The following is a 21,004-nucleotide window of genomic DNA, read 5'->3' on the forward strand; positions in this document are numbered from 1 at the left end:
CATGAGCACACGCATTGAATCCCTGCGCGACGCGCTGACGGCGCAGTTCGGCGACAAGATCCGCACTGCCTCCGTCGAACTGGGCGAGCTGACCATCGAGGTCGGCGCCGACGATTACCACGACATCGCGCTCGCACTGCGCGATCATGCCGACACACCGTTCGAGCAGCTGATCGACCTGTGCGGCCTCGATCTGTCGACGCACGCGACCCGCTCTTCGGGCGCTCGCTACGCGGTCGTGGTGCATCTGATGTCGATCGCCGCCAACCTGCGGCTGCGCCTGCGCGCCTTCGTGGCGGACGAGGACTTTCCGGTCATCGCCTCGGTGAACGACGTATGGCCTGCGGCCAACTGGTTCGAGCGCGAAGCCTTCGACCTGTTCGGCATCATGTTCGCCGGACACGGCGACCTGCGTCGCCTGCTGACCGATTACGGTTTCGTCGGTCACCCGTTCCGCAAGGACTTCCCGATTTCCGGTCACGTCGAAATGCGCTACGACCCGGAAACCAAGCGCGTCATCTACCAGCCGGTCACCATCGCACCGCGCGAAGTCACACCGCGCGTCGTGCGCGAAGAAAACTACGGGGACGTCGGCCATGGCTGAAATCCGCAACTACACGATGAACTTCGGGCCGCAGCACCCGGCGGCTCACGGCGTGCTGCGTCTGGTGCTCGAACTGGACGGCGAAGTCGTCCAGCGTGCCGACCCGCACATCGGTCTGCTGCATCGCGCGACCGAGAAGCTAGCCGAGACCCGCACCTGGGTGCAAAGCGTGCCCTACATGGACCGTCTCGACTACGTGTCGATGATGTGCAACGAGCACGCCTACTGCATGGCGATCGAGAAGCTGCTGCAGATCGACGTGCCGGAGCGCGCGCAGTACATCCGCGTCATGTTCGACGAGATCACGCGCATCCTGAATCACCTGCTGTGGCTCGGCGCGCATGCGCTCGACGTCGGCGCGATGACCGTGTTCCTGTACGCCTTCCGCGAGCGCGAAGACCTGATGGACGCCTACGAGGCGGTGTCGGGTGCGCGCATGCACGCGGCCTACTACCGTCCGGGCGGCGTCTATCGTGACCTGCCGGACACGATGCCGCAGTACCAGGCGAACAAGTTCAAGAACGCCGAAGCGATCAAGCGCCTGAACGAGAACCGCAGCGGTTCGATGCTCGACTTCCTCGAGGACTTCACCAACCGCTTCCCGCGCTATGTCGATGAGTACGAAACCCTGCTCACCGACAATCGCATCTGGAAGCAGCGTCTGGTCGACATCGGCATCGTGACGCCGGAACGTGCCAAGGCGCTGGGCTTCACCGGCCCGATGCTGCGTGGTTCGGGCATTGCCTGGGACCTGCGCAAGAAGCAGCCCTACGAAGTGTACGACCGCATGGATTTCGACATCCCGGTCGGCACCAACGGCGACAGTTACGACCGCTATCTGGTCCGCATCGAAGAGATGCGCCAGTCCAACCGCATCATCCGTCAGTGCATCGACTGGCTGCGCAAGAACCCGGGTCCGGTCATCAGCCCCAACCACAAGGTTGCACCGCCGTCGCGCGAAGCGATGAAGGGCAATATGGAAGAGCTGATCCACCACTTCAAGCTGTTCACCGAAGGCATCCACGTGCCGGAAGGCGAGTGCTATGCCGCGGTGGAGCACCCGAAGGGCGAGTTCGGCATCTACGCGATGTCGGACGGTGCCAACAAGCCCTACCGCCTGAAGATCCGCGCGCCCGGTTTCGCACACCTGGCGGCGATGGATGAAATGTCCCGCGGACACATGATTTCCGACGTCGTCGCCATCATCGGCACGATGGACATCGTGTTCGGCGAGATTGACCGTTGAGCGACCGCTCAGTGACCGCGAGTAACCGGTGAGCATGGACAGAATGAGTTTTGCGCTGAGTGACGCTTCGCGCGCGGCGATCGACCGCGAAGTCGCGAAGTACCCCGAAGGCCAGGCGGTCTCCGCCGTGATGGCCGGCCTGCGCATCGCGCAGGAACAGAACGGTTGGCTTTCGCCCGAGGCGATCGAAGCCGTGGCCCTGCATCTGAACATCCCGCCGATGGCGGCGATGGAAGTGGCCACCTTCTACAACATGTACGACGTGAAGCCGGTCGGTCGCTGGAAGATCACCGTCTGCACCAATCTGCCCTGTGCGCTGTCCGGCGGCGAGCAGGCGGCCGAGTACGTGAAGGAGAAGCTGGGCATCGGTTTCAACGAAACCACGGCCGACGGCCGCTTCACGCTGAAGGAAGGCGAGTGCATGGGCGTGTGCGGCGACGCGCCGGCCATCATCGTCAACAACACGCGTCTGTGCAGCTGGATGAGCCGCGAAAAGATCGACGCACTGCTGGACGAACTGAAATGAACGCCCCCGAGAACCCGCAAGCCATCCTGCTCGCCGGCCTCGACGGCGACAACACCTGGGGCATCGAGCACTACATCAAGCGCGGCGGCTATTCGGCGCTGCGCAAGATTCTCGAATCCGGCATGACGGCGGACCAGATCATCGCCGAGGTGAAGAAATCCGACCTGCGCGGCCGTGGCGGCGCAGGTTTCCCGACTGGCCTGAAGTGGAGCTTCATGCCGCGCCAGTTTCCGATGGACAAGTACGTCGTCTGCAACTCGGACGAAGGCGAACCGGGCACCTTCAAGGACCGCGACCTGCTGCGCTACAACCCGCATCTGGTCATCGAGGGCATGGCCATCGCCGGCTTCGTGATGGGTTGCACCCGCGGCTACAACTACATCCACGGCGAGGTGTTCTCGCTGTACCAGCGCTTCGAGGAAGCGCTGGCCGAAGCGCGCGCCGCCGGCTTCATCGGCAAGAACATCCTGGGCAAGGGCTTCGATTTCGACCTGTTCGCGCACCACGGCTGGGGCGCCTACATCTGCGGCGAAGAAACCGCGCTGCTCGAATCGATCGAAGGCAAGAAGGGTCAGCCGCGCTTCAAGCCGCCTTTCCCGGCCAGTCACGGCCTGTACGGCAAGCCGACCACGATCAACAACACGGAAACCTTCGCGGCCATTCCGTGGATCATCAACAACGGTGGTGAGGCCTTCCAGGCGCTGGGCAAGCCGAACAACGGCGGCACCAAGATCTTCTCGGTGTCCGGCCACGTCAATCGCCCGGGCGTCTATGAAATTCCGCTCGGCACGCCGTTCGCGGCGCTGCTCGAAATGTGCGGCGGCATGCGCGGCGGCCGCAAGCTGAAGGCGGTCATTCCCGGCGGCTCGTCGGCACCGGTGCTGCCGGCCGACATCATGATGGACTGCACGATGGACTATGACTCCATCTCCAAGGCCGGCTCGATGCTGGGCTCGGGCGCGGTCATCGTGATGGACGAAACCACCTGCATGGTGAAGTCGCTGGAGCGTCTGTCCTATTTCTATCACGAGGAATCCTGCGGCCAGTGCACGCCCTGCCGCGAAGGTACCGGCTGGCTGTACCGCATGGTGCATCGCATCGAGCACGGCCAGGGCCGCCCGGACGACCTCGACACGCTGGACAACGTCGCCAGCAATATCGCCGGCCGCACCATCTGCGCGCTGGGCGACGCCGCTGCTTTCCCGGTGAAGAGCTTCATCAAGCACTTCCGGTCCGAATTTGAGTATCACGTCGAGCACAAGCACTGCCTCGTCCCGGTGGACGTGCAGCGCGAAGGCAGCCGCATTTACGTGGAACACGCAGCATGCTAGAGATCGAAATCGACGGCCAGAAGCTGGAAGTGCCGGACGGCAGCACCGTGATGGATGCGGCCAACCGTCTGGGCCTGCACATTCCGCACTTCTGCTATCACAAGAAGCTGTCCATCGCCGCCAACTGCCGCATGTGTCTGGTGCAGGTCGAGCGCGCGCCGAAGCCGCTGCCGGCGTGTGCCACGCCGGTCACCAACGGCATGAAGGTGCAGACGCACTCCGATCAGGCCATCACCGCGCAGAAGGGCGTGATGGAGTTCCTGCTGATCAATCACCCGTTGGACTGCCCGATCTGCGATCAGGGCGGCGAGTGCCAGCTGCAGGATCTGGCCGTGGGTTACGGCGCGTCGTCCTCCCGCTACCAGGAAGAGAAGCGGGTGGTGATGAACAAGAATCTCGGTCCGCTGATTTCGACCGACATGACCCGCTGCATCCACTGCACCCGCTGCGTGCGCTTCGGCCAGGAAATCGCCGGCGTCATGGAACTGGGCATGGCCAACCGCGGCGAGCATTCGGAAATCATGACCTTCGTCGGTCACACCGTCGATTCCGAACTGTCGGGCAATATGATCGACCTGTGCCCGGTCGGTGCGCTCACCTCCAAGCCGTTCCGCTATTCGGCACGTACCTGGGAACTGTCGCGCCGCAAGACCGTAAGTCCGCACGACAGCCTGGGCACCAACCTCGTCGTCCAGGTCAAGCACGACGAAGTGAAGCGCGTGCTGCCGCTCGAGAACGAAGAGGTCAACGAGTGCTGGATTTCCGACCGTGACCGCTTCTCCTACGAAGCGCTGAACGGTGAAGACCGTCTGACCACGCCGATGATCAAGCAGGACGGCAAGTGGATCGAGGTCGATTGGCAGACCGCGCTCGAATACGCCGCCAACAGTCTGAAGCGCGTCGCCGACGAACACGGTGCGGCGAAGATCGGCATGCTGGCTGCGCCGTACTCGACGACCGAAGAGCTTTATCTGGGCGCGCAACTGATGCGCGGCCTCGGTGGCGGCAGCATCGATCACCGCCTGCGCCAGACCGATTTCGGGCTGGACGGCAAGCTGGCCGGCATCCCCTGGCTGGGCATGAAGGTTGCCGACGTATCGAAGCTGTCCGCAGCGCTGGTTGTCGGCAGCTTCCTGCGCAAGGATCACCCGCTGATGGCGCAGCGCCTGCGTCAGGCAGCCCGTCGTGGCACCCGCGTCAGCGCGCTCGGCGTCAGCAACGAAGATTGGCTGATGACCACCTTCGCCCGCGTCACCGTCGCGCCGTCGGCGCTGGCCGGCGAACTGGCCGCGCTGGTGAAGGCCGCCGCCGAGATCCGCGGCGTCGCCGTGCCCGCCGGTGCCGAATCGGCCGAGGTGTCGGATGCGGCCCGGCGCACTGCACAGAGCCTGTGTGACGACGGCGAATGCGCCATCTTCCTCGGTTCCGTCGTCCAGCAGCATCCGGACGCCGCCGGCCTGCACGCACTGGCGCAGGAACTGGCGCGCCTGACCGGCGCCACGCTGGGTTATCTGGGCGAAGCCGCGAACAGCGTCGGCGCCGCCGCGGTCGGTGCGCAATCCGGCCTGAACGCGCAGCAGATGCTGCTCGGCGGCCTGCGCGCCTACGTGCTGCTGCACACCGAACCCGAACTAGACGCGGCCAACGCGCCGATGGCGGTCGAAGCGCTGAAGGGTGCCGACACGGTCATCGTCATGTCGCCGTTCAAGACCGGTCTCGACTACGCCGACTGCCTGCTGCCGGTGTCGCCCTTCACCGAAACGTCCGGCACCTACGTGAGCTGCGAAGGCCGCATCCAGAGCTTCCACGCGGTGGTGCGTCCGAAGGGCGAAACCCGTCCGGCGTGGAAGGTGCTGCGCGTGCTCGGCAGCATGCTCGAACTGGGCGGCTTCAAGTTCGATTCGTCGGAAGCGGTGCGCGACGAAGCGCTGGCCGGAGCCAATGGCTGGCTGCCCGAATACAAGCTGGACAACACGGCGAGCGACGTATCGTTCGCGCGCGCAACTGCCGTGAGCGGCCTGCAGCGCATCGCCGATTTCCCGATCTACCGCAACGACGCACTGGTGCGTCGCGCGCCGGCGCTAGCCGCCGCACGCGACTCCGCCGCGCCGACGGCCCGCCTGAATGCGGCCACGGCCGCGGCGCAGGGCCTGACCGAGGCGAAGCGCGTGCGGGTGCGTGGCTCGGCCTGGTCGAGCGAACTCGATCTTGCGCTGGATGACACGGTGCCCGCGGGCTGCGTGCGCGTGTCGGCCGGTTGGCCGCAGACCGCGCCGCTGGGCACGCTGTCCGGCATCCTGAACGTGGAGGCCCTGTAATGGACGCGCTGCTGCAACCCGTGCAGGACCTGCTCGGCGCCGCCTGGGTGCCGGTATGGACCCTGGTCAAGATCTTCGCGATCATCCTGCCGCTGATGGGCTGTGTCGCCTACCTGACGCTGGCCGAGCGCAAGATCATCGGCTGGATGCAGGTGCGCAACGGTCCGAACCGCGTCACCTTCTTCGGCATCAAGGCGCTGGGCGGTCTGGCGCAGCCGATCGCCGACGGCCTGAAGCTGCTGTTCAAGGAAATCGTGCTGCCGTCGGCGTCGAGCAAGACGCTGTTCGTGCTGGCTCCGGTGCTGGCGCTGGCGCCGTCGCTGGCCGCCTGGGCAGTCATCCCGTTCAACGACGGTCTGGTGCTGGCCGACATCAACGCCGGTCTGCTCTACATCATGGCCATCACGTCGATGGGTGTGTACGGCGTCATCATCGCCGGCTGGGCGTCGAACTCGAAGTACGCCTTCCTCGGCAGCCTGCGCTCGGCGGCGCAGATCGTCGCCTACGAAATCGCCATGGGCTTCGCGCTGGTGACCGTGCTGATGGTGTCGCAGAGCCTGAACCTGTCGGACATCGTGCGCGGGCAGGGCGAGGGCATGTTCGCCAACATGGGTCTGGGCGTGCTGTCGTGGAACTGGCTGCCGCTGTTCCCGATGTTCATCGTCTACTTCATCGCCGGCGTGGCCGAAACCAACCGCTCGCCGTTCGACGTGGTGGAAGGCGAATCGGAAATCGTGGCCGGTCACATGATCGAGTACTCGGGCATGGCGTTCGCGCTGTTCTTCTTGGCCGAGTACGCCAACATGATCCTGATCGCGACGCTGACCTCGATCATGTTCCTCGGGGGCTGGCTGTCGCCGGTCGGTTTCCTGCCGGACGGTTTCCACTGGCTGGCAGTGAAGAGCGCTTTCTGCCTGTTCTTCTTCCTGTGGCTGCGCGCGACTTTCCCGCGCTACCGCTATGACCAGATCATGCGTCTGGGCTGGAAGGTTTTCATCCCGGTCACCATCGTGTGGCTCGTGTTCATCGGCGGCTGGATGATGTCTCCGCTGTCGATCTGGAAGTAAGGGACGCGTTATGGGTTCGATGAGAGATTTGTTCGGCGGGCTGATGCTGACCGAACTGGTGAAGGGCATGGCGCTGACCGGCCGTCACCTGTTCGCGCGCAAGATCACCCTGCAGTTTCCGGAAGAAAAGACGCCGCAGTCGCCGCGTTTCCGCGGCCTGCACGCGCTGCGCCGCTATCCGAACGGCGAGGAACGCTGCATCGCCTGCAAGCTGTGCGAGGCGGTGTGCCCGGCGATGGCCATCACCATCGAGTCGGACCAGCGTGACGACGGCACCCGCCGTACCACGCGTTACGACATCGATCTGACCAAGTGCATCTTCTGCGGTTTCTGCGAGGAAGCCTGTCCGGTCGATGCCATCGTCGAAACGCGGGTGCTCGAGTACCACGGTGAAAAGCGCGGTGACCTGTACTACACCAAGCAGATGCTGCTGGCCGTCGGCGACCGCTATGAAACGCAGATCGCCAAGGACAGGGAAGCGGACTCGAAGTACCGCTGATGGCCGGGCCCGCGAGAGCGGGCAGGGCTCAAGGGAACGGACAAGAACGAACCGATGATGGATTTCCAGACCGCAGTTTTCTTTTTCCTCAGCGCCATCCTGGTCGCTGCATCGCTGCGCGTCATCACTGCGCGCAACCCGGTGCACGCGGCACTTTACCTGGTGCTGTCCTTCTTCACCGCCGGTGGCATCTGGATGCTGTTGCAGGCCGAGTTCCTCGCGATCGCGCTGGTGCTGGTCTATGTCGGCGCGGTGATGGTGCTCTTCCTGTTCGTCGTGATGATGCTGGACATCAATATCGAACGGATGCGCGAGGGCTTCTGGGCGAATCTGGTACCGGGGCTCATCGTCGCCGGCCTGATGCTGGCCGAGATGTTCGCCGTGCTGGGCGCGAAGTACTTCTCGGCGGATCGCATGCCGGCACCCGAGGCCGCCGCCGCCGGCTACAGCAACACCAAGGAACTGGGGCGCCTGATCTACACCGAGTACGTGTATCCGTTCGAACTGGCTTCGGTCATCCTGCTGGTCGCCATCATCGCGGCGATCGCGCTGACCATGCGCAAGCGCAAGGACACCAAGTTCCAGGAACCGGCCAAGCAGATCGCGGTGCGCCGTGAGGACCGCGTGCGCCTGGTGTCGATGCCGGCCGAGAAAGACTGAGAAAAGAAGCGCACGACATGACCTCCTTGCCCCTTTCCTACTTCCTGATGCTGGGCGCCGTGCTGTTCGCGATCAGCGTGGTCGGCATCTTCCTGAACCGGAAGAACCTCATCGTTCTGCTGATGGCGATCGAACTGATGCTGCTGGCGGTGAACATGAATTTCGTCGCCTTCTCGCACTACCTCGGCGACCCGTCCGGCCAGATCTTCGTTTTCTTCATCCTTACCGTAGCCGCCGCGGAATCCGCGATCGGGCTGGCCATCCTCGTGGTGCTGTTCCGCAACCTGAACACCATCCACGTCGATGATCTGGACAGCCTGAAAGGTTGAGCGACATGACATCGATGCAAAAGCTCTATCTGCTCGTCCCGCTCGCGCCGCTGTTCGGCGCCATCATCGCCGGCCTGTTCTGCCGCGTCATTCCGCGCTGGGTCGCGCACAGCGTCACCATCCTCGGCGTCGCCGTGGCACTGGTCGCGTCCTGGGTCATCTTTCAGGACGTGCAGGCCGGCAACAGCTTCAACGGCGCGCTCTACACCTGGGCGACCAGCGGCGATCTGAAGATGGAAATCGGTTTCCAGATCGACAAGCTCACCGTGATGATGATGCTGGTCGTCACCTCGGTGTCGCTGATGGTGCACCTCTACACCATCGGCTACATGGCCGAAGACCCGGGCTACAACCGCTTCTTCTCCTACATTTCGCTGTTCACCTTCTCGATGCTGATGCTCGTCATGAGCAACAACTTCGTGCAGCTGTTCTTCGGCTGGGAAGCGGTGGGTCTGGTGTCCTATCTGCTGATCGGCTTCTGGTTCAAGCGCCCGACCGCGGTGTACGCCAACCTGAAGGCCTTCCTGGTGAACCGCGTCGGTGACTTCGGCTTCCTGCTCGGCATCGGCCTGATCGCGGCCTACGCCGGCACGCTGAATTACGCCGAGGTGTTCGCCAAGCGCGAGGAACTGGTCGGCATGACGGTCGCCGGTACCGACTGGCCGCTGCTGACCGCGGTGTGTATCGGCCTGTTCATCGGCGCGATGGGCAAGTCGGCCCAGGTGCCGCTGCACGTTTGGCTGCCGGATTCGATGGAAGGCCCGACTCCGATCTCGGCGCTGATCCACGCGGCGACGATGGTGACGGCCGGCATCTTCATGGTCACCCGCATGTCGCCGCTGTTCGAACTGTCGGAAACCGCACTGTCCTTCGTGCTGGTGATCGGCGCGACGACCGCGCTGTTCATGGGCTTCCTCGGCATCATCCAGAACGACATCAAGCGCGTCGTCGCCTATTCGACGCTGTCGCAGCTCGGCTACATGACCGTGGCGCTGGGCGTGTCGGCCTACTCGGCCGCGGTGTTTCACCTGATGACCCACGCCTTCTTCAAGGCGCTGCTCTTCCTGGGTGCCGGTTCGGTCATCATGGGCATGCACCACGACCAGGACATGCGCAATATGGGCGGCCTGTGGAAATACATGCCCATCACCTGGTTCACGTCGCTGCTCGGTTCGCTGGCGCTGATCGGTGTGCCTTTCCTGTCCGGCTTCTACTCGAAGGACTCGATCATCGAGGCGGTGCATTTCTCGACGATACCGGGTGCCGGTTACGCCTACTTCTGCGTGGTTGCCGGTGTGTTCATCACCGCCTTCTACTCCTTCCGCATGTATTTCCGCGTGTTCCACGGCCCGGAGAACTTCGGCAAGGCGCACGACGATTACCATGCGCACGGCGACGATCATCACGACGATGACCACCACGACGAGCACCATGGCCTCGCCCCGGGCGAGAAGCCGCACGAGTCGCCGTGGGTGGTGTGGGTGCCGCTGGCGCTGCTGGCCATCCCGTCGGTGTTCATTGGCTACTTCACCGTGCAGCCCATGCTGTTCGGCGACTGGTTCGACGGCGTCGTGACCGTGCTGCCGGAGCACGACGTGCTGGCTAAGGTTGGTGAGCACTTCCACTCGGCCGCCGGCATGGCGATGCACGGTTTCACCGCGCTGCCGTTCTGGCTCGCGCTGGGTGGTGTCGTGCTGGCCTGGGTCATGTACATCGCGATGCCCTCCCTGCCGGCCCGCATCGCGCCGATCTTCCGCCCGATCAATGTGCTGCTCGAGAACAAGTACTACTTCGACCGCTTCAACGAGATCGTCTTCGCCGGTGGCGCCCGTTTGCTGGGTCGCGGCCTGTGGGCTGCGGGCGACCGCACGATCATCGACGGTGTGCTGATCAACGGTTCCGCCTCGGCTGTCGGCGCGTTTGCGCGCCTCGCCCGCGGCATACAGACCGGGTACATCTACCGCTACGCGTTTGCAATGGTGATCGGTGTCTGTCTCCTGCTGCTGTGGAGACTGGGCTTCAAGTGATGTGGTGCGGGCGGTGAGGCTGCCGCCCGTGGCGTGAATTCAGAGGGAGTGCCAGACGCGGTTGCCCTGAACGGTGAACGTGTCGGCTGAACAAACAAAGAAATGACCGATATTCCCCTTCTCAGTCTTGCCGTATGGCTGCCGATTGCCGGTGGTCTGCTCGTGCTCGCCAGTGGCGACGGCCGCAATGTGGCCTTCTCGAAACTGATTGCGCTGGTCACGGCCATCTTCGGCTTCCTGGTCACGATTCCGCTCTACACCGGCTTCGATACCGCGAGCGCCGGCATGCAGTTCGTCGAGCTGATGCCCTGGGTGCGCGACTACAACATCAACTACCACCTGGGTGTCGATGGCATCTCGATGCCCTTCGTCATCCTGAACAGCTTCATCACTGTGCTGGTGGTGATGGCCGGCTGGACGGTGATCGAGTACAAGCCCTCGCAGTACTTCGCTGCCTTCCTGATCATGTCGGGCCTGCTGAACGGCATCTTCTCGGCGCTCGACGGCATCCTGTTCTACGTGTTCTTCGAAGCGTCGCTGATCCCGCTGTATCTGGTCATCGGCGTCTGGGGCGGCAAGAACCGCGTCTATGCGGCCTTCAAGTTCTTCCTCTACACCCTGCTCGGCTCGCTGCTGATGCTGGTCGCGCTGCTCTACCTGTTCCACAAGAGCGGCAGTTTCGCCATCCTCGACTGGCACCGCGAGCCGCTCGCGATGACCGCGCAATCGCTGATCTTCTGGGCCTTCTTCGCCAGCTTCGCGGTGAAGGTGCCGATGTGGCCGGTGCATACCTGGCTGCCGGACGCCCACGTCGAGGCGCCGACCGGCGGTTCGGCCGTGCTGGCGGCGATCGGCCTGAAGCTCGGTGCATACGGTTTCCTCCGGTTTTCGCTGCCCATCGTGCCGGACGCAGCACAGCACTTCGCGCCGGTGGTGATCGGCCTGTCGCTGATCGCGGTGATCTACATCGGTCTGGTCGCGCTGGCGCAGACAGACATGAAGAAGCTGGTCGCCTATTCGTCGATCTCGCACATGGGTTTCGTCACGCTGGGCTTCTTCATCTTCAATCCGCTGGGCGTCGAGGGCGCCCTGGTGCAGATGATTTCGCACGGCTTCGTGTCGGCCGCGATGTTCCTCTGCATCGGCGTGCTGTACGACCGCATGCACACCCGCAACATCGCCGACTACGGTGGCGTCGTGAATACGATGCCGAAGTTCGCCGCGCTGTTCCTGCTGTTCGCGATGGCCAACGCCGGCCTGCCGGCGACCTCCGGTTTCATCGGCGAATTCATGGTCGTGCTCGGCGCCATCCAGTTCAACTTCTGGACCGGTTTCGCCGCCGCCACCACGCTGATCCTCGGCGCGGCCTACACCTTGTGGATGTACAAGCGCGTGGTGTTCGGCGACGTCGCCAACAGCCACGTCGCCGAACTGAGCGACATCAATGCGCGCGAAATGCTCATCCTCGGCGTGCTGGCGATCTGCACGCTGGCCATGGGCATCTGGCCGCAGCCGGTGACCGAAATCATGCATGCGACCGTGAACCAGCTGCTCGACCATGTCGCAGCCGGCAAGCTCTGACGGACCAAAAGAATGAACTTCCCTCTGCCTGACTTCTTCCCCGCATCGGCCGAAATCTTCGTGCTGGTGATGGCCTGCGTCGTGCTGCTCGCAGACCTCTTCAAGTCCGAACGCCAGGGCTGGCTGCCTTACCTGCTCACGCTGGCGACGCTGGCGGGCGCCTTCGCCATCCAGGTCGGCACCGCCGGACCGGATACCACGCTCACCTTCAGCGGCATGTTCGTGGATGATCGCCTCGCCGACGTGCTGAAGAGCTGCCTCTACATCACGGTGTTCACGGTCGTCGTCTACAGCCGCGACTACCTGATGGCGCGCGGTCTGGAACGCGGCGAGTACTACCTGCTGGTGCTGTTTGCCACGCTGGGCATGCAGGTGATGATTTCGGCCAACCACTTCCTGACGCTCTATCTGGGTCTGGAACTGCTGTCGCTGGCGATCTACGCGCTGGTTGCGCTGGACCGTGAATCGGCGCGCTCGACCGAAGCGGCGATGAAGTACTTCGTGCTGGGCGCGCTGGCTTCCGGCCTGCTGCTGTACGGCATGTCGATGATCTATGGCGCCACCGGCACGCTGGAAATTTCGGCCATCGCACGCAAGCTGTCCGATCCCTCCACGAACATGGACGTGCTGCGTTTCGGTCTGGTCTTCCTGGTGGCCGGCCTCGCCTTCAAGATCGGCGTCGTGCCTTTCCACATGTGGATTCCCGACGTCTATCACGGCGCGCCGACAGCGATCACGCTGCTGATCGGCTCGGCACCCAAGCTGGCCGGTTTCGCAATGGCGATCCGCCTGCTGGTCGACGGCCTGCCCACGCTGGCGGTCGAGTGGCAGCAGATGCTGATGCTGCTCGCCATCCTGTCGATTGCGCTCGGCAACGTGGTCGCCATCGCGCAGACCAACGTCAAGCGCATGCTGGCCTACTCGACCATTTCGCACATGGGCTTCATGCTGCTCGGACTGGTCAGCGGGGTGATCGAACTGCGCGCGTCGGGTGACATCCACCTTTCCTATGCCTTCGGCAGCGCGATGTTCTACACCATCGCCTACGTGCTGATGAGCGCCGCCGCCTTCGGCACGCTGCTGGTGCTGACGCGTGCTGGCGTCGAGGCGGAAACGCTGGACGACCTGAAGGGCCTGAACCGCCGCAGCCCGTGGTTCGCCGCGGTGCTGATGATGGTCATGTTCTCGATGGCCGGCATTCCGTTCTTCATCGGCTTCTTCGCCAAGCTTGCCGTGCTGCAGGCAGTCGTCGCGGCCGGCTACATCTACACCGCCGTGTTCGCGGTGCTGCTGTCGCTGATCGGCGCCTTCTTCTACCTGCGCGTGGTCAAGCTGATGTACTTCGACGAACCGCTCGACAACAGCCCGCTGGTCGCCTCGACCGAAATGCGCGCGCTGCTGTCGGTCAATGCGCTGGCGATCGCGCTGATCGGCCTGATGCCGCAGTCGCTGCTCGCGCTGTGTGCGTCGGCCCTCGGTCAGGCGCTGAAGTAAGCGACGGATGGCGGAAGACCTGACGGAAAGCACGCTGGACAGCCGTCAGGTCTACGACGGCGTTCTGCTCAAGGTCTATCAGGATCAGGTCCGGCTGCCGGACGGCAAGCCGGCGATCCGCGAGTACGTCAAGCATCCGGGCGCCGTCGTCATCATCGCCATCCTGCCGGACGGGCGCATGGTGTTCGAGCGTCAGTTCCGTTACGGCCCGCGCCGTGTCTTCCTCGAATTTCCGGCTGGCAAGATCGATCCGGGCGAGCCGATCGAACAGACGGCCATCCGCGAACTGCGCGAGGAAACCGGCCACGAGGCCGACAGCTGGGAACACCTCGGCACGATGCACCCCTGCATCGGCTATTCCGACGAACGCATCGAAATCTTCCTCGCCCGCGGGCTGCGCCACGTCGGCGCTTCGCTCGACGAAGGTGAATTCCTCGAAGTCACCGCGCTGTCGCTGGAAGCCGCGATGTCGGCAGTGTGGCGCGGCGAGCTGACCGACGCCAAGACGCTGGCCGCCCTGATCTGGGCGCAGCGCGTGTGCGCCCAGGGCTTCTGAGCCCCTGCATCTGAGTTGCTGATCCGGCGGCCCGCCGGGCGGCAATCGGTTGCGGCAGCACGAATAATCGAGATTGCACCGTTGGAGCGGGCGCCGCAGTCCGCTGGCTTTGGCACAGGCCGCTGTCGGGGTCAGAAGACCCCTCCCACAGAACCGTCCCTCGGACTCCGGCCGCTGCTCGGGCGCCTATCCCTGTGGGAGCGGTCTTGGCCGCGACTGCGGCGGTCCGACAGGGGCACCACTGACGGCGGCGTCCGACTTACTCGGCGATGCGCTGGATGGGCTGGTCCTGACAGTGGGCGAGCCAGGCGCTCGCCGGTCCGATGCCCGGAATCACAACGTCCGGCGACACCTCCAGCAGCGGCAGCAGCACGAAGGCGCGCAGATGCGCGCGTGGGTGCGGCACGTTCAGCGTGTCGGTGTTGATCACGCGGTCCTCGTACAACAGCACGTCGAGATCCAGCGTACGCGGCGCGTTCAGGAATTCGCGCACCCGGCCGTGCGTGCGCTCGATGTCGAGCAGGGCGTCGAGCAGGGCCTGCGGTTCCAGCGTCGTGCGGACGCGCGCAACGGCGTTGATGAAATCGGGCTGGTTATCGTACCCGATCGGCGCCGTGCGGTAGAGCGACGATTTCCGTTCGAGCACGATGCCCGGCGTAGCGGCCAGTTCGTCGAGCGCTGCGCGTACCTGCTTTTCCGGATCCGCCAGGTTGGCGCCGAGCCCGATGTGGGCGATGTGGGTGGGGGCTTCTTGGCTCATGTCGTGTTCTCGTGATCTGGCCGCACTTTAGCACCGCCGGCCGCGGCGCTTCCGCGCCGCGGCGCCATTGTGGCGGCCGCGACACGGCGCAAACCTAATCTGGATCAAGGTGCACCGTCCGCCCGGCGGGCACAGTGCGCGCCATCCACAAAAGGAGCCGCCATGTCCGCACTCGAACTGAAGCAGGAACACGTACTCGGCCTGGCGCCGATGGACGACATCCACCGCGAATTCATGCAACTGCTGGCCCGTCTTGACGATGCGACGGCCCCCGCTGCGCTGCCGGTACTCGATGAACTGGTGGCGCACACCGAAGCGCATTTCGCGCAGGAGGATGTGTGGATGGAGGCTTCCGACTTTCCGCCGCTGCACTGTCATCGCGGCGAACACGAGCGCGTGCTCGAGGTGCTGCGCGAGGTCAGACGCCTGGCGGCGGCTGGCGACGCGGGCATCGTGCGCACACTGGTGCGCGAACTGCCGGTGTGGTTCGAGCACCACGCCTCGACCATGGACACCATGCTGGCTGAGCACATCGCCCGCATCGGCTACGACGCGCGGACGACGCTTCCGGAACTGGCGGAAGCCTGATCGTTCCGCTCAGACGCGGTCGCGCATCAGGCGCGCCTTTTCGCGCTCCCAGTCGCGTTTCTTCTCGGTCTCGCGTTTGTCGAACTGCTTCTTGCCCTTGGCCAGACCGATCTCCAGCTTGATGCGACCACGGGTGTAGTGCAGGTTCAGCGGCACCAGCGTGTAGCCGGCGCGCTCGACCAGACCGATCAGCTTGCTGATCTCGTTCGCGTGCAGCAGCAGCTTGCGGCTGCGCGTCGGGTCGGGCTTGATGTGGGTGGAGGCGGTCGGCAGCGGCGATACGTGCATGCCGATCACGTACACCTCTTCGCCCTTGAGCACCACGTACGCTTCCTTCAGCTGCGTGCGGCCGGCGCGGATCGCCTTCACCTCCCAGCCTTCGAGCACGAGGCCCGCTTCGAAGCGTTCCTCGATGAAGTAGTCGTGAAAGGCCTTCTTGTTGTCGGCAATGCTCATGAAGTGAAACCGGTGAGGGGCGTGCTGAAATGAAATCGGGGCTGCGTCGGGTGCGCCGCCGCGGATAGAATTGCGATTTTACCTTCTGATGACATGGCCGAAGTCCGAAAAACCGTGCTCATCGAGCGCAGTGCCGAACAGATGTTCCGCCTCGTCGATGACGTGGAACACTATCCGCAGTTTCTGCCCTGGTGCGGCGGCAGCCAGCTGATCGAGCGCACCGAGGTGCTGACGCGCGCGCGTATCGACATCAACTACCACGGCGTCAAGGCTCACTTCGTCACCGCCAACGACAAGGTGTTCCCGCGCAGCATGACCATCCGCCTGGTCGAAGGACCGTTCAACAGGCTGGACGGCACCTGGCTGTTTACGCCGCTGGGCGAGGTCGCCTGCAAGGTCGAGTTCAACCTGCATTACGAGTTTTCGAGCCGGCTGATCGAGAAGGTGGTCGGGCCGGTGTTCAGCCATATCGCCAACACCTTTGTCGACGCCTTCGTGAAGCAGGCGGATCGCCAGTACGGACAGGGAACGCAGTGATGAGCGACAAGATCCACGTGCAGGTTGCCTATGCGCTGCCCGAGCGGCAGGACATCGTGACGATGGAACTGGCCGCAGGTGCTACCGCACAGCAGGCAGTCGAGGCGTCCGGGCTGCTGCAGAAGTATCCGGACATCGATCTGGCGAAGAACAAGCTCGGTGTATTTTCCAAGCTGGTCAAGGCCGACCAGGTGCTGCGCGATCGCGACCGCGTGGAAATCTATCGCGCGTTGATCGCCGACCCGAAGGAAGTGCGGCGACAGCGCGCCGCCGAGGGCAAGGTGCTCAAGAAGGGTGGCGGCGAGGCCGAACCGGCGGCCTGACCTTCGCCTTTACTTGCACCACTCCGACACCGACTTCTGCGCTTCTTCCATTTCCTTTGCGCGCCCGGCGTCGTCGAGGAACTCGCGTTCGCCCTGGGTGTTGAAGCGCACGATGCGCTGGCCCGACTGCAGCGCGGCGAGCTTGCTGCGCGCCCGTGTGCAGTTTTCGGCCATCCGGTCTTTCTCGGCCTGTTCCTTGGCCTGTTTGGCTTCCGATTCCAGACGCTCGTCGCGGCGTTTCTGGAACTCCTGCAGCTTCTCCTTGACCGAGCCCGAACTGTCGCCGGACGGCGGCGGCGGATTGATGTTCTTCTTCGTCGCGTTGGCGCCCGGCGGTGGAGTGTCGGAAAAAACGGTGCGTCCCTGGGCGTCCTTGTACTGGTAGACCTGGGCGGCGCAGGCGAGCGGAACACTGAGCAGCACGGCTGCGGCGATACGGACGAGCACTTCACAACTCCTCGATTGAGCGCCTTCTGGCGCGGCTTTCAGGGCCGGGTGCAGACGGCTGCGTCGACCGGCGTATAATACGTTTTTGCTAGTTGGGAAAGTAGTCATGCGTGTTATCCAGAAGGCGCTGACCTTCGACGACGTGCTCCTCGTGCCGGCGCACTCCAATGTGCTGCCGCGCGACGTCAGTCTCAGTACCCGTATCTCCCGCAACATCCGCGTCAATCTTCCGCTGCTGTCCGCCGCAATGGACACCGTCAGCGAAGCCCGGCTGGCCATCGCGCTGGCCCAGGAAGGCGGCCTCGCGATCATCCACAAGAACCTCACCGCCAAGCAGCAGGCCGCCGAAGTGGCCAAGGTGAAGCGTTTCGAGGCCGGCGTCCTGAAGGACCCGATCACCATCTCTCCCGACATGACGGTTCGCGAGCTGCACGGGTTGACGCGCAGCCATCGCATTTCCGGTTTCCCGGTGCTCGATGGCGAGCGCGTGGTCGGCATCGTGACCAACCGCGACCTGCGTTTTGAAACCAATCTCGACCAGCCGGTCTCGCGCATCATGACGCCGCGCGAGCGCGTCGTGTTCGTGCGCGAAGGCGCGTCGCTCGACGAAGCGCGTTCGCTGATGCACAAGAACCGCCTCGAACGCGTGCTGGTGCTGGGCGAGAACGATACGCTGCGCGGGCTGATCACGGTCAAGGACATGCTGAAGTCGACCGAACACCCGCTCGCCGCCAAGGACGCGCACGGCCGACTGCGTGTCGGCGCTGCGATCGGTGTCGGCGAAGGCACCGAAGACCGCGCCGCAGCGCTGGCCGAAGCAGGCGTTGACGTCATCGTCGTCGACACTGCGCACGGCCATTCTCAGGGCGTGCTCGACCGCGTGAGCTGGGTCAAGCGCACCTTCCCGCACATCGACGTGATCGGCGGCAACATCGCCACCGCCGACGCTGCGCGCGCGCTGGTCGATGCCGGCGCCGACGGCGTCAAGGTCGGCATCGGTCCCGGTTCGATCTGCACCACCCGCATCGTCGCCGGTGTCGGCGTGCCGCAGATCACCGCCATCGACAACGTCGCCACCGCGCTCGCCTCGACCGACGTGCCGATGATCGCCGACGGCGGCATCCGCTACTCGGGAGACATCGCCAAGGCGGTCGCCGCCGGCGCCAACGCGGTCATGCTGGGCGGTCTGCTGGCCGGTACCGAAGAGGCCCCGGGCGAGATCGAACTGTTCCAGGGCCGTTCATACAAGTCCTACCGCGGCATGGGTTCGCTCGGCGCGATGCAGCAGGGCGCCGCCGACCGCTACTTCCAGGACCCGGCGTCCAACGCCGACAAGCTGGTGCCGGAAGGCGTCGAAGGCCGCGTGCCCTATAAGGGCCCGGTGGTGAACGTGATCACCCAGCTGATGGGCGGCCTGCGCGCATCGATGGGCTACTGCGGCTGCGCCACGGTGGACGAAATGCGCTCGAAGGCGCAGTTCGTCGAGATCACCTCGGCCGGCATCCGCGAGTCGCATGTGCACGACGTGCAGATCACCAAGGAAGCGCCGAACTATCACGTTGATTGAGGGGCTGGGGAACAGGGGCCAGGGGCTGGAGGGGCTGGGGCTGGATGAGCGAGGTGCGCAGCTATCGCGATTTGCTGGTCTGGCAACGAGCAATGGATCTTGCCCTTGCTGTCTATTCCCTGAGCCGGAGTTTCCCCGAAGGCGAGCGCTTCGCGCTGGTGAGCCAGTTGCGACGTGCCGCCGTTTCGGTCCCCTCGAATATCGCAGAAGGCCATGCAAGAAGCTCCACGCGTGACTTCCTGCGTTTTCTGTCGATCGCTGCCGGCTCTCTTGCCGAGATCGAAACCCAGCTCCTTCTTTCGCATCGTCCTGATTACGTGGATGCGCAACGAATGAACGTCACGCTGAAGGACGCCGATGAACTCGGCCGGATGATCAGAGGTTTGCAAGCCTCCCTCTCGTCGCGCCTCGCGGACTCCCCCTAGTCCCCAGCCCCTGTCCCCTGATTCCTGAATACCCCATGCACAACAAGATCCTCATCCTCGATTTCGGCTCCCAGGTCACCCAGCTCATCGCGCGCCGCGTGCGCGAGGCCCATGTGTATTGCGAAATCCATCCGTGTGACGTTAGTGACGATTTCGTGCGCGGCTTCGGCGCGCAGGGCGTCATCCTGTCCGGCAGCCACATGTCGGCCTACGAGGAGTCGACCGACCGTGCGCCGCAGGCGGTGTTCGATCTGGGCGTGCCGGTGCTGGGCATCTGCTACGGCATGCAGACCATGGCGCAGCAGCTGGGCGGCAAGGTGGAGGCGGGCACGGTGCGTGAGTTCGGGTATGCCGAAGTGCGCGCCCGCGGCCATACGAAGCTGCTCGACGGCATCGAGGATTTCCGCACCGAGCAGGGCCACGGCATGCTCAAGGTGTGGATGAGCCATGGTGACAAGGTGACCGAACTGCCGCCGGGCTTCGTCGTGATGGCGTCGACCGACAGCTGTCCGATCGCCGGCATGGCGGACGAGGCGCGCCGTTTCTACGGCGTGCAGTTCCACCCGGAAGTCACCCATACCGCGCGCGGCGCCGACCTGCTGCGCCGCTTCGTGCTCGACGTGTGCGGCTGCAAGGGCGACTGGATCATGGGCGACTACATCGCCGAAGCGGTCGAGCGCATCCGCGAACAGGTCGGTGACGAAGAGGTCATTCTCGGCCTGTCCGGTGGCGTCGATTCGTCGGTGGCGGCGGCGCTGATTCACCGCGCCATCGGTGACCAGCTCACCTGCGTCTTCGTCGATCACGGTCTGCTGCGTCTGAACGAAGGCAAGATGGTGATGGACATGTTCGCCGGTCGCCTGCACGCGCGGGTGATCCACGTCGATGCGGCCGACCAGTTCCTCGGCCACCTGAAGGGCGTGTCCGACCCGGAAGCCAAGCGCAAGATTATCGGCCGCGAGTTCGTCGAGGTATTCAAGGCGGAAGCGGCCAAGCTGAAGGCAGGCGACGGTGGCCACAAGGGCGCCACCTTCCTCGCCCAGGGCACCATCTACCCGGACGTGATCGAATCCGGCGGCGCCAAGAGCAAGAAGGCCACGACGATCAAGAGCCACCACAATGTGGGCGGCCTGCCGGAACAGCTGGGCCTCAAGCTGCTGGAGCCGCTGCGCGAACTGTTCAAGGACGAGGTGCGCGAACTGGGTGTGGCGCTCGGTCTGCCGCGCGACATGGTGTACCGCCACCCCTTCCCGGGGCCGGGTCTGGGGGTGCGCATCCTCGGCGAGATCCACCGCGAGTATGCGGATCTGCTGCGCCGCGCGGACGCCATCTTCATCGAGGAACTGCGCGCCACCATCGACCCGCAGACCGGCAAGAGCTGGTACGACCTCACCAGCCAGGCCTTTGCCGTCTTCCTGCCGGTGAAGTCGGTCGGCGTCATGGGCGACGGTCGAACCTACGAATGGGTCGTCGCGCTGCGCGCGGTGCAGACCCAGGACTTCATGACCGCCCACTGGGCCGAACTGCCGCACAGCCTGCTCGGCCGCGTCAGCAATCGCATCATCAACGAGGTGCGGGGCATCAACCGCGTCGTGTACGACATCTCGGGCAAGCCGCCAGCGACGATCGAGTGGGAGTGATGCACCGCCCTGCGGGCGCGTGA

General features: G+C 64.3%; 22 protein-coding genes. 19 read left to right on the plus strand and 3 right to left on the minus strand.

Translation table 11 applies throughout. The annotated features are described in order from the left end of the window. Position 1: 1 nt before the first annotated feature. The 13 genes from WJU27_RS01670 (at position 2) to WJU27_RS01730 (ending at position 14,238) form a co-directional block, all read left to right on the plus strand. Positions 2-604 (plus strand): NADH-quinone oxidoreductase subunit C, encoded by a 603-nt coding sequence (locus tag WJU27_RS01670; RefSeq protein WP_020165282.1) that lies wholly within the window; start codon positions 2-4, stop codon positions 602-604. Beyond that, on the plus strand, positions 597-1,850 hold the full coding sequence (locus WJU27_RS01675; RefSeq protein WP_296812545.1) for an NADH-quinone oxidoreductase subunit D: 1,254 nt from the start codon (positions 597-599) through the stop codon (positions 1,848-1,850). The genes WJU27_RS01670 and WJU27_RS01675 overlap by 8 nt, the downstream gene beginning before the upstream one ends. Before the next feature lie 43 nt (positions 1,851-1,893). After that, on the plus strand, positions 1,894-2,376 hold the full coding sequence (gene nuoE / locus WJU27_RS01680) for an NADH-quinone oxidoreductase subunit NuoE (RefSeq protein WP_341420939.1): 483 nt from the start codon (positions 1,894-1,896) through the stop codon (positions 2,374-2,376). Then, positions 2,373-3,707: an NADH-quinone oxidoreductase subunit NuoF gene (gene nuoF / locus WJU27_RS01685; protein ID WP_020165279.1), complete on the plus strand. Its 1,335-nt coding sequence runs from the start codon at positions 2,373-2,375 to the stop codon at positions 3,705-3,707. The genes nuoE and nuoF overlap by 4 nt, the downstream gene beginning before the upstream one ends. Continuing rightward, positions 3,701-6,025: an NADH-quinone oxidoreductase subunit NuoG gene (nuoG, locus tag WJU27_RS01690; protein ID WP_341420940.1), complete on the plus strand. Its 2,325-nt coding sequence runs from the start codon at positions 3,701-3,703 to the stop codon at positions 6,023-6,025. Before nuoF ends, nuoG begins: the two co-directional genes overlap by 7 nt. Then, on the plus strand, positions 6,025-7,092 hold the full coding sequence (gene nuoH / locus WJU27_RS01695) for an NADH-quinone oxidoreductase subunit NuoH (protein WP_020165277.1): 1,068 nt from the start codon (positions 6,025-6,027) through the stop codon (positions 7,090-7,092). Before nuoG ends, nuoH begins: the two co-directional genes overlap by 1 nt. A gap of 19 nt (positions 7,093-7,111) precedes the next feature. After that, a complete protein-coding gene (nuoI, locus tag WJU27_RS01700; RefSeq protein ID WP_198291215.1) occupies positions 7,112-7,591 on the plus strand; it encodes an NADH-quinone oxidoreductase subunit NuoI in 480 nt (159 codons plus the stop codon). A 57-nt stretch (positions 7,592-7,648) separates the two neighbouring features. After that, the gene (locus tag WJU27_RS01705) at positions 7,649-8,251 is read left to right on the plus strand and encodes an NADH-quinone oxidoreductase subunit J (protein WP_020165275.1); all 603 of its coding nucleotides are present in this window, start codon (positions 7,649-7,651) and stop codon (positions 8,249-8,251) included. 17 nt (positions 8,252-8,268) lie between these two features. After that, positions 8,269-8,580: an NADH-quinone oxidoreductase subunit NuoK gene (gene nuoK / locus WJU27_RS01710; protein WP_020165274.1), complete on the plus strand. Its 312-nt coding sequence runs from the start codon at positions 8,269-8,271 to the stop codon at positions 8,578-8,580. A gap of 5 nt (positions 8,581-8,585) precedes the next feature. Then, on the plus strand, positions 8,586-10,607 hold the full coding sequence (nuoL, locus tag WJU27_RS01715; RefSeq protein ID WP_341420941.1) for an NADH-quinone oxidoreductase subunit L: 2,022 nt from the start codon (positions 8,586-8,588) through the stop codon (positions 10,605-10,607). A 102-nt stretch (positions 10,608-10,709) separates the two neighbouring features. Continuing rightward, the gene (locus WJU27_RS01720; RefSeq protein ID WP_020165272.1) at positions 10,710-12,188 is read left to right on the plus strand and encodes an NADH-quinone oxidoreductase subunit M; all 1,479 of its coding nucleotides are present in this window, start codon (positions 10,710-10,712) and stop codon (positions 12,186-12,188) included. A 12-nt stretch (positions 12,189-12,200) separates the two neighbouring features. Then, the gene (nuoN, locus tag WJU27_RS01725; RefSeq protein WP_341420942.1) at positions 12,201-13,682 is read left to right on the plus strand and encodes an NADH-quinone oxidoreductase subunit NuoN; all 1,482 of its coding nucleotides are present in this window, start codon (positions 12,201-12,203) and stop codon (positions 13,680-13,682) included. A 7-nt stretch (positions 13,683-13,689) separates the two neighbouring features. Then, positions 13,690-14,238 (plus strand): NUDIX hydrolase, encoded by a 549-nt coding sequence (locus WJU27_RS01730; protein ID WP_341420943.1) that lies wholly within the window; start codon positions 13,690-13,692, stop codon positions 14,236-14,238. Between the two features lie 259 nt (positions 14,239-14,497). Here WJU27_RS01730 and folK read toward each other — a convergent pair whose 3' ends face one another. Beyond that, positions 14,498-14,998 carry a 2-amino-4-hydroxy-6-hydroxymethyldihydropteridine diphosphokinase gene (folK, locus tag WJU27_RS01735; protein WP_341420944.1) on the minus strand — a complete coding sequence of 167 codons (501 nt, stop codon included), beginning with the start codon at positions 14,996-14,998 and terminating at the stop codon, positions 14,498-14,500. Between the two features lie 162 nt (positions 14,999-15,160). Here folK and WJU27_RS01740 point away from each other — a divergent pair, with 162 nt between their 5' ends. Beyond that, entirely contained in the window at positions 15,161-15,586 is a 426-nt protein-coding gene (locus WJU27_RS01740) for a hemerythrin domain-containing protein (RefSeq protein ID WP_341420945.1), read from the plus strand. A 9-nt stretch (positions 15,587-15,595) separates the two neighbouring features. Here the strand turns inward: WJU27_RS01740 and smpB are convergent, their stop codons facing one another. Further along, complete coding sequence (gene smpB, locus WJU27_RS01745; RefSeq protein WP_020165267.1) at positions 15,596-16,042, minus strand: SsrA-binding protein SmpB; 447 nt, start codon at positions 16,040-16,042, stop codon at positions 15,596-15,598. A 93-nt stretch (positions 16,043-16,135) separates the two neighbouring features. Between smpB and WJU27_RS01750 the strand changes: the two genes are divergently transcribed. Next, positions 16,136-16,579: a type II toxin-antitoxin system RatA family toxin gene (locus tag WJU27_RS01750; RefSeq protein WP_304002564.1), complete on the plus strand. Its 444-nt coding sequence runs from the start codon at positions 16,136-16,138 to the stop codon at positions 16,577-16,579. After that, on the plus strand, positions 16,579-16,902 hold the full coding sequence (locus tag WJU27_RS01755; RefSeq protein ID WP_304002566.1) for an RnfH family protein: 324 nt from the start codon (positions 16,579-16,581) through the stop codon (positions 16,900-16,902). Before WJU27_RS01750 ends, WJU27_RS01755 begins: the two co-directional genes overlap by 1 nt. A 9-nt stretch (positions 16,903-16,911) precedes the next feature. Here WJU27_RS01755 and WJU27_RS01760 read toward each other — a convergent pair whose 3' ends face one another. Next, a complete protein-coding gene (locus WJU27_RS01760) occupies positions 16,912-17,349 on the minus strand; it encodes a DUF4124 domain-containing protein (protein ID WP_020165265.1) in 438 nt (145 codons plus the stop codon). A gap of 106 nt (positions 17,350-17,455) precedes the next feature. Between WJU27_RS01760 and guaB the strand changes: the two genes are divergently transcribed. The 3 genes from guaB to guaA are packed head-to-tail and all read left to right on the plus strand — an operon-like array spanning position 17,456 to position 20,981. Beyond that, positions 17,456-18,916 carry an IMP dehydrogenase gene (guaB, locus tag WJU27_RS01765; protein WP_304002569.1) on the plus strand — a complete coding sequence of 487 codons (1,461 nt, stop codon included), beginning with the start codon at positions 17,456-17,458 and terminating at the stop codon, positions 18,914-18,916. A 44-nt stretch (positions 18,917-18,960) separates the two neighbouring features. Then, positions 18,961-19,341 (plus strand): four helix bundle protein, encoded by a 381-nt coding sequence (locus WJU27_RS01770; RefSeq protein ID WP_341420946.1) that lies wholly within the window; start codon positions 18,961-18,963, stop codon positions 19,339-19,341. A 35-nt stretch (positions 19,342-19,376) separates the two neighbouring features. Continuing rightward, positions 19,377-20,981, plus strand: a complete 1,605-nt coding sequence (gene guaA, locus WJU27_RS01775; protein ID WP_341420947.1) for a glutamine-hydrolyzing GMP synthase — start codon at positions 19,377-19,379, stop codon at positions 20,979-20,981. Positions 20,982-21,004: the final 23 nt, after the last annotated feature.

Source organism: Methyloversatilis sp. NSM2 (assembly GCF_038066675.1).
GTDB classification, from domain to species: Bacteria; Pseudomonadota; Gammaproteobacteria; order Burkholderiales; family Rhodocyclaceae; genus Methyloversatilis; species Methyloversatilis discipulorum_A.

What these genes read in the sequence shown, in the direction of transcription:
- guaB (WP_304002569.1), top strand. Translation starts at nt 17,456, where the DNA reads ATGCGTGTTATCCAGAAGGCGCTGACCTTCGACGACGTGCTCCTCGTG.
- nuoI (WP_198291215.1), top strand. Translation starts at nt 7,112, where the DNA reads ATGAGAGATTTGTTCGGCGGGCTGATGCTGACCGAACTGGTGAAGGGC.
- folK (WP_341420944.1), bottom strand. Translation starts at nt 14,998, where the DNA reads ATGAGCCAAGAAGCCCCCACCCACATCGCCCACATCGGGCTCGGCGCC.
- nuoE (WP_341420939.1), top strand. Translation starts at nt 1,894, where the DNA reads ATGAGTTTTGCGCTGAGTGACGCTTCGCGCGCGGCGATCGACCGCGAA.
- WJU27_RS01720 (WP_020165272.1), top strand. Translation starts at nt 10,710, where the DNA reads ATGACCGATATTCCCCTTCTCAGTCTTGCCGTATGGCTGCCGATTGCC.
- WJU27_RS01770 (WP_341420946.1), top strand. Translation starts at nt 18,961, where the DNA reads ATGAGCGAGGTGCGCAGCTATCGCGATTTGCTGGTCTGGCAACGAGCA.
- nuoG (WP_341420940.1), top strand. Translation starts at nt 3,701, where the DNA reads ATGCTAGAGATCGAAATCGACGGCCAGAAGCTGGAAGTGCCGGACGGC.
- nuoK (WP_020165274.1), top strand. Translation starts at nt 8,269, where the DNA reads ATGACCTCCTTGCCCCTTTCCTACTTCCTGATGCTGGGCGCCGTGCTG.
- WJU27_RS01750 (WP_304002564.1), top strand. Translation starts at nt 16,136, where the DNA reads ATGGCCGAAGTCCGAAAAACCGTGCTCATCGAGCGCAGTGCCGAACAG.
- WJU27_RS01670 (WP_020165282.1), top strand. Translation starts at nt 2, where the DNA reads ATGAGCACACGCATTGAATCCCTGCGCGACGCGCTGACGGCGCAGTTC.
- guaA (WP_341420947.1), top strand. Translation starts at nt 19,377, where the DNA reads ATGCACAACAAGATCCTCATCCTCGATTTCGGCTCCCAGGTCACCCAG.
- WJU27_RS01755 (WP_304002566.1), top strand. Translation starts at nt 16,579, where the DNA reads ATGAGCGACAAGATCCACGTGCAGGTTGCCTATGCGCTGCCCGAGCGG.
- nuoH (WP_020165277.1), top strand. Translation starts at nt 6,025, where the DNA reads ATGGACGCGCTGCTGCAACCCGTGCAGGACCTGCTCGGCGCCGCCTGG.
- WJU27_RS01730 (WP_341420943.1), top strand. Translation starts at nt 13,690, where the DNA reads ATGGCGGAAGACCTGACGGAAAGCACGCTGGACAGCCGTCAGGTCTAC.
- nuoF (WP_020165279.1), top strand. Translation starts at nt 2,373, where the DNA reads ATGAACGCCCCCGAGAACCCGCAAGCCATCCTGCTCGCCGGCCTCGAC.
- WJU27_RS01675 (WP_296812545.1), top strand. Translation starts at nt 597, where the DNA reads ATGGCTGAAATCCGCAACTACACGATGAACTTCGGGCCGCAGCACCCG.
- WJU27_RS01740 (WP_341420945.1), top strand. Translation starts at nt 15,161, where the DNA reads ATGTCCGCACTCGAACTGAAGCAGGAACACGTACTCGGCCTGGCGCCG.
- WJU27_RS01705 (WP_020165275.1), top strand. Translation starts at nt 7,649, where the DNA reads ATGGATTTCCAGACCGCAGTTTTCTTTTTCCTCAGCGCCATCCTGGTC.
- nuoL (WP_341420941.1), top strand. Translation starts at nt 8,586, where the DNA reads ATGACATCGATGCAAAAGCTCTATCTGCTCGTCCCGCTCGCGCCGCTG.
- smpB (WP_020165267.1), bottom strand. Translation starts at nt 16,042, where the DNA reads ATGAGCATTGCCGACAACAAGAAGGCCTTTCACGACTACTTCATCGAG.
- nuoN (WP_341420942.1), top strand. Translation starts at nt 12,201, where the DNA reads ATGAACTTCCCTCTGCCTGACTTCTTCCCCGCATCGGCCGAAATCTTC.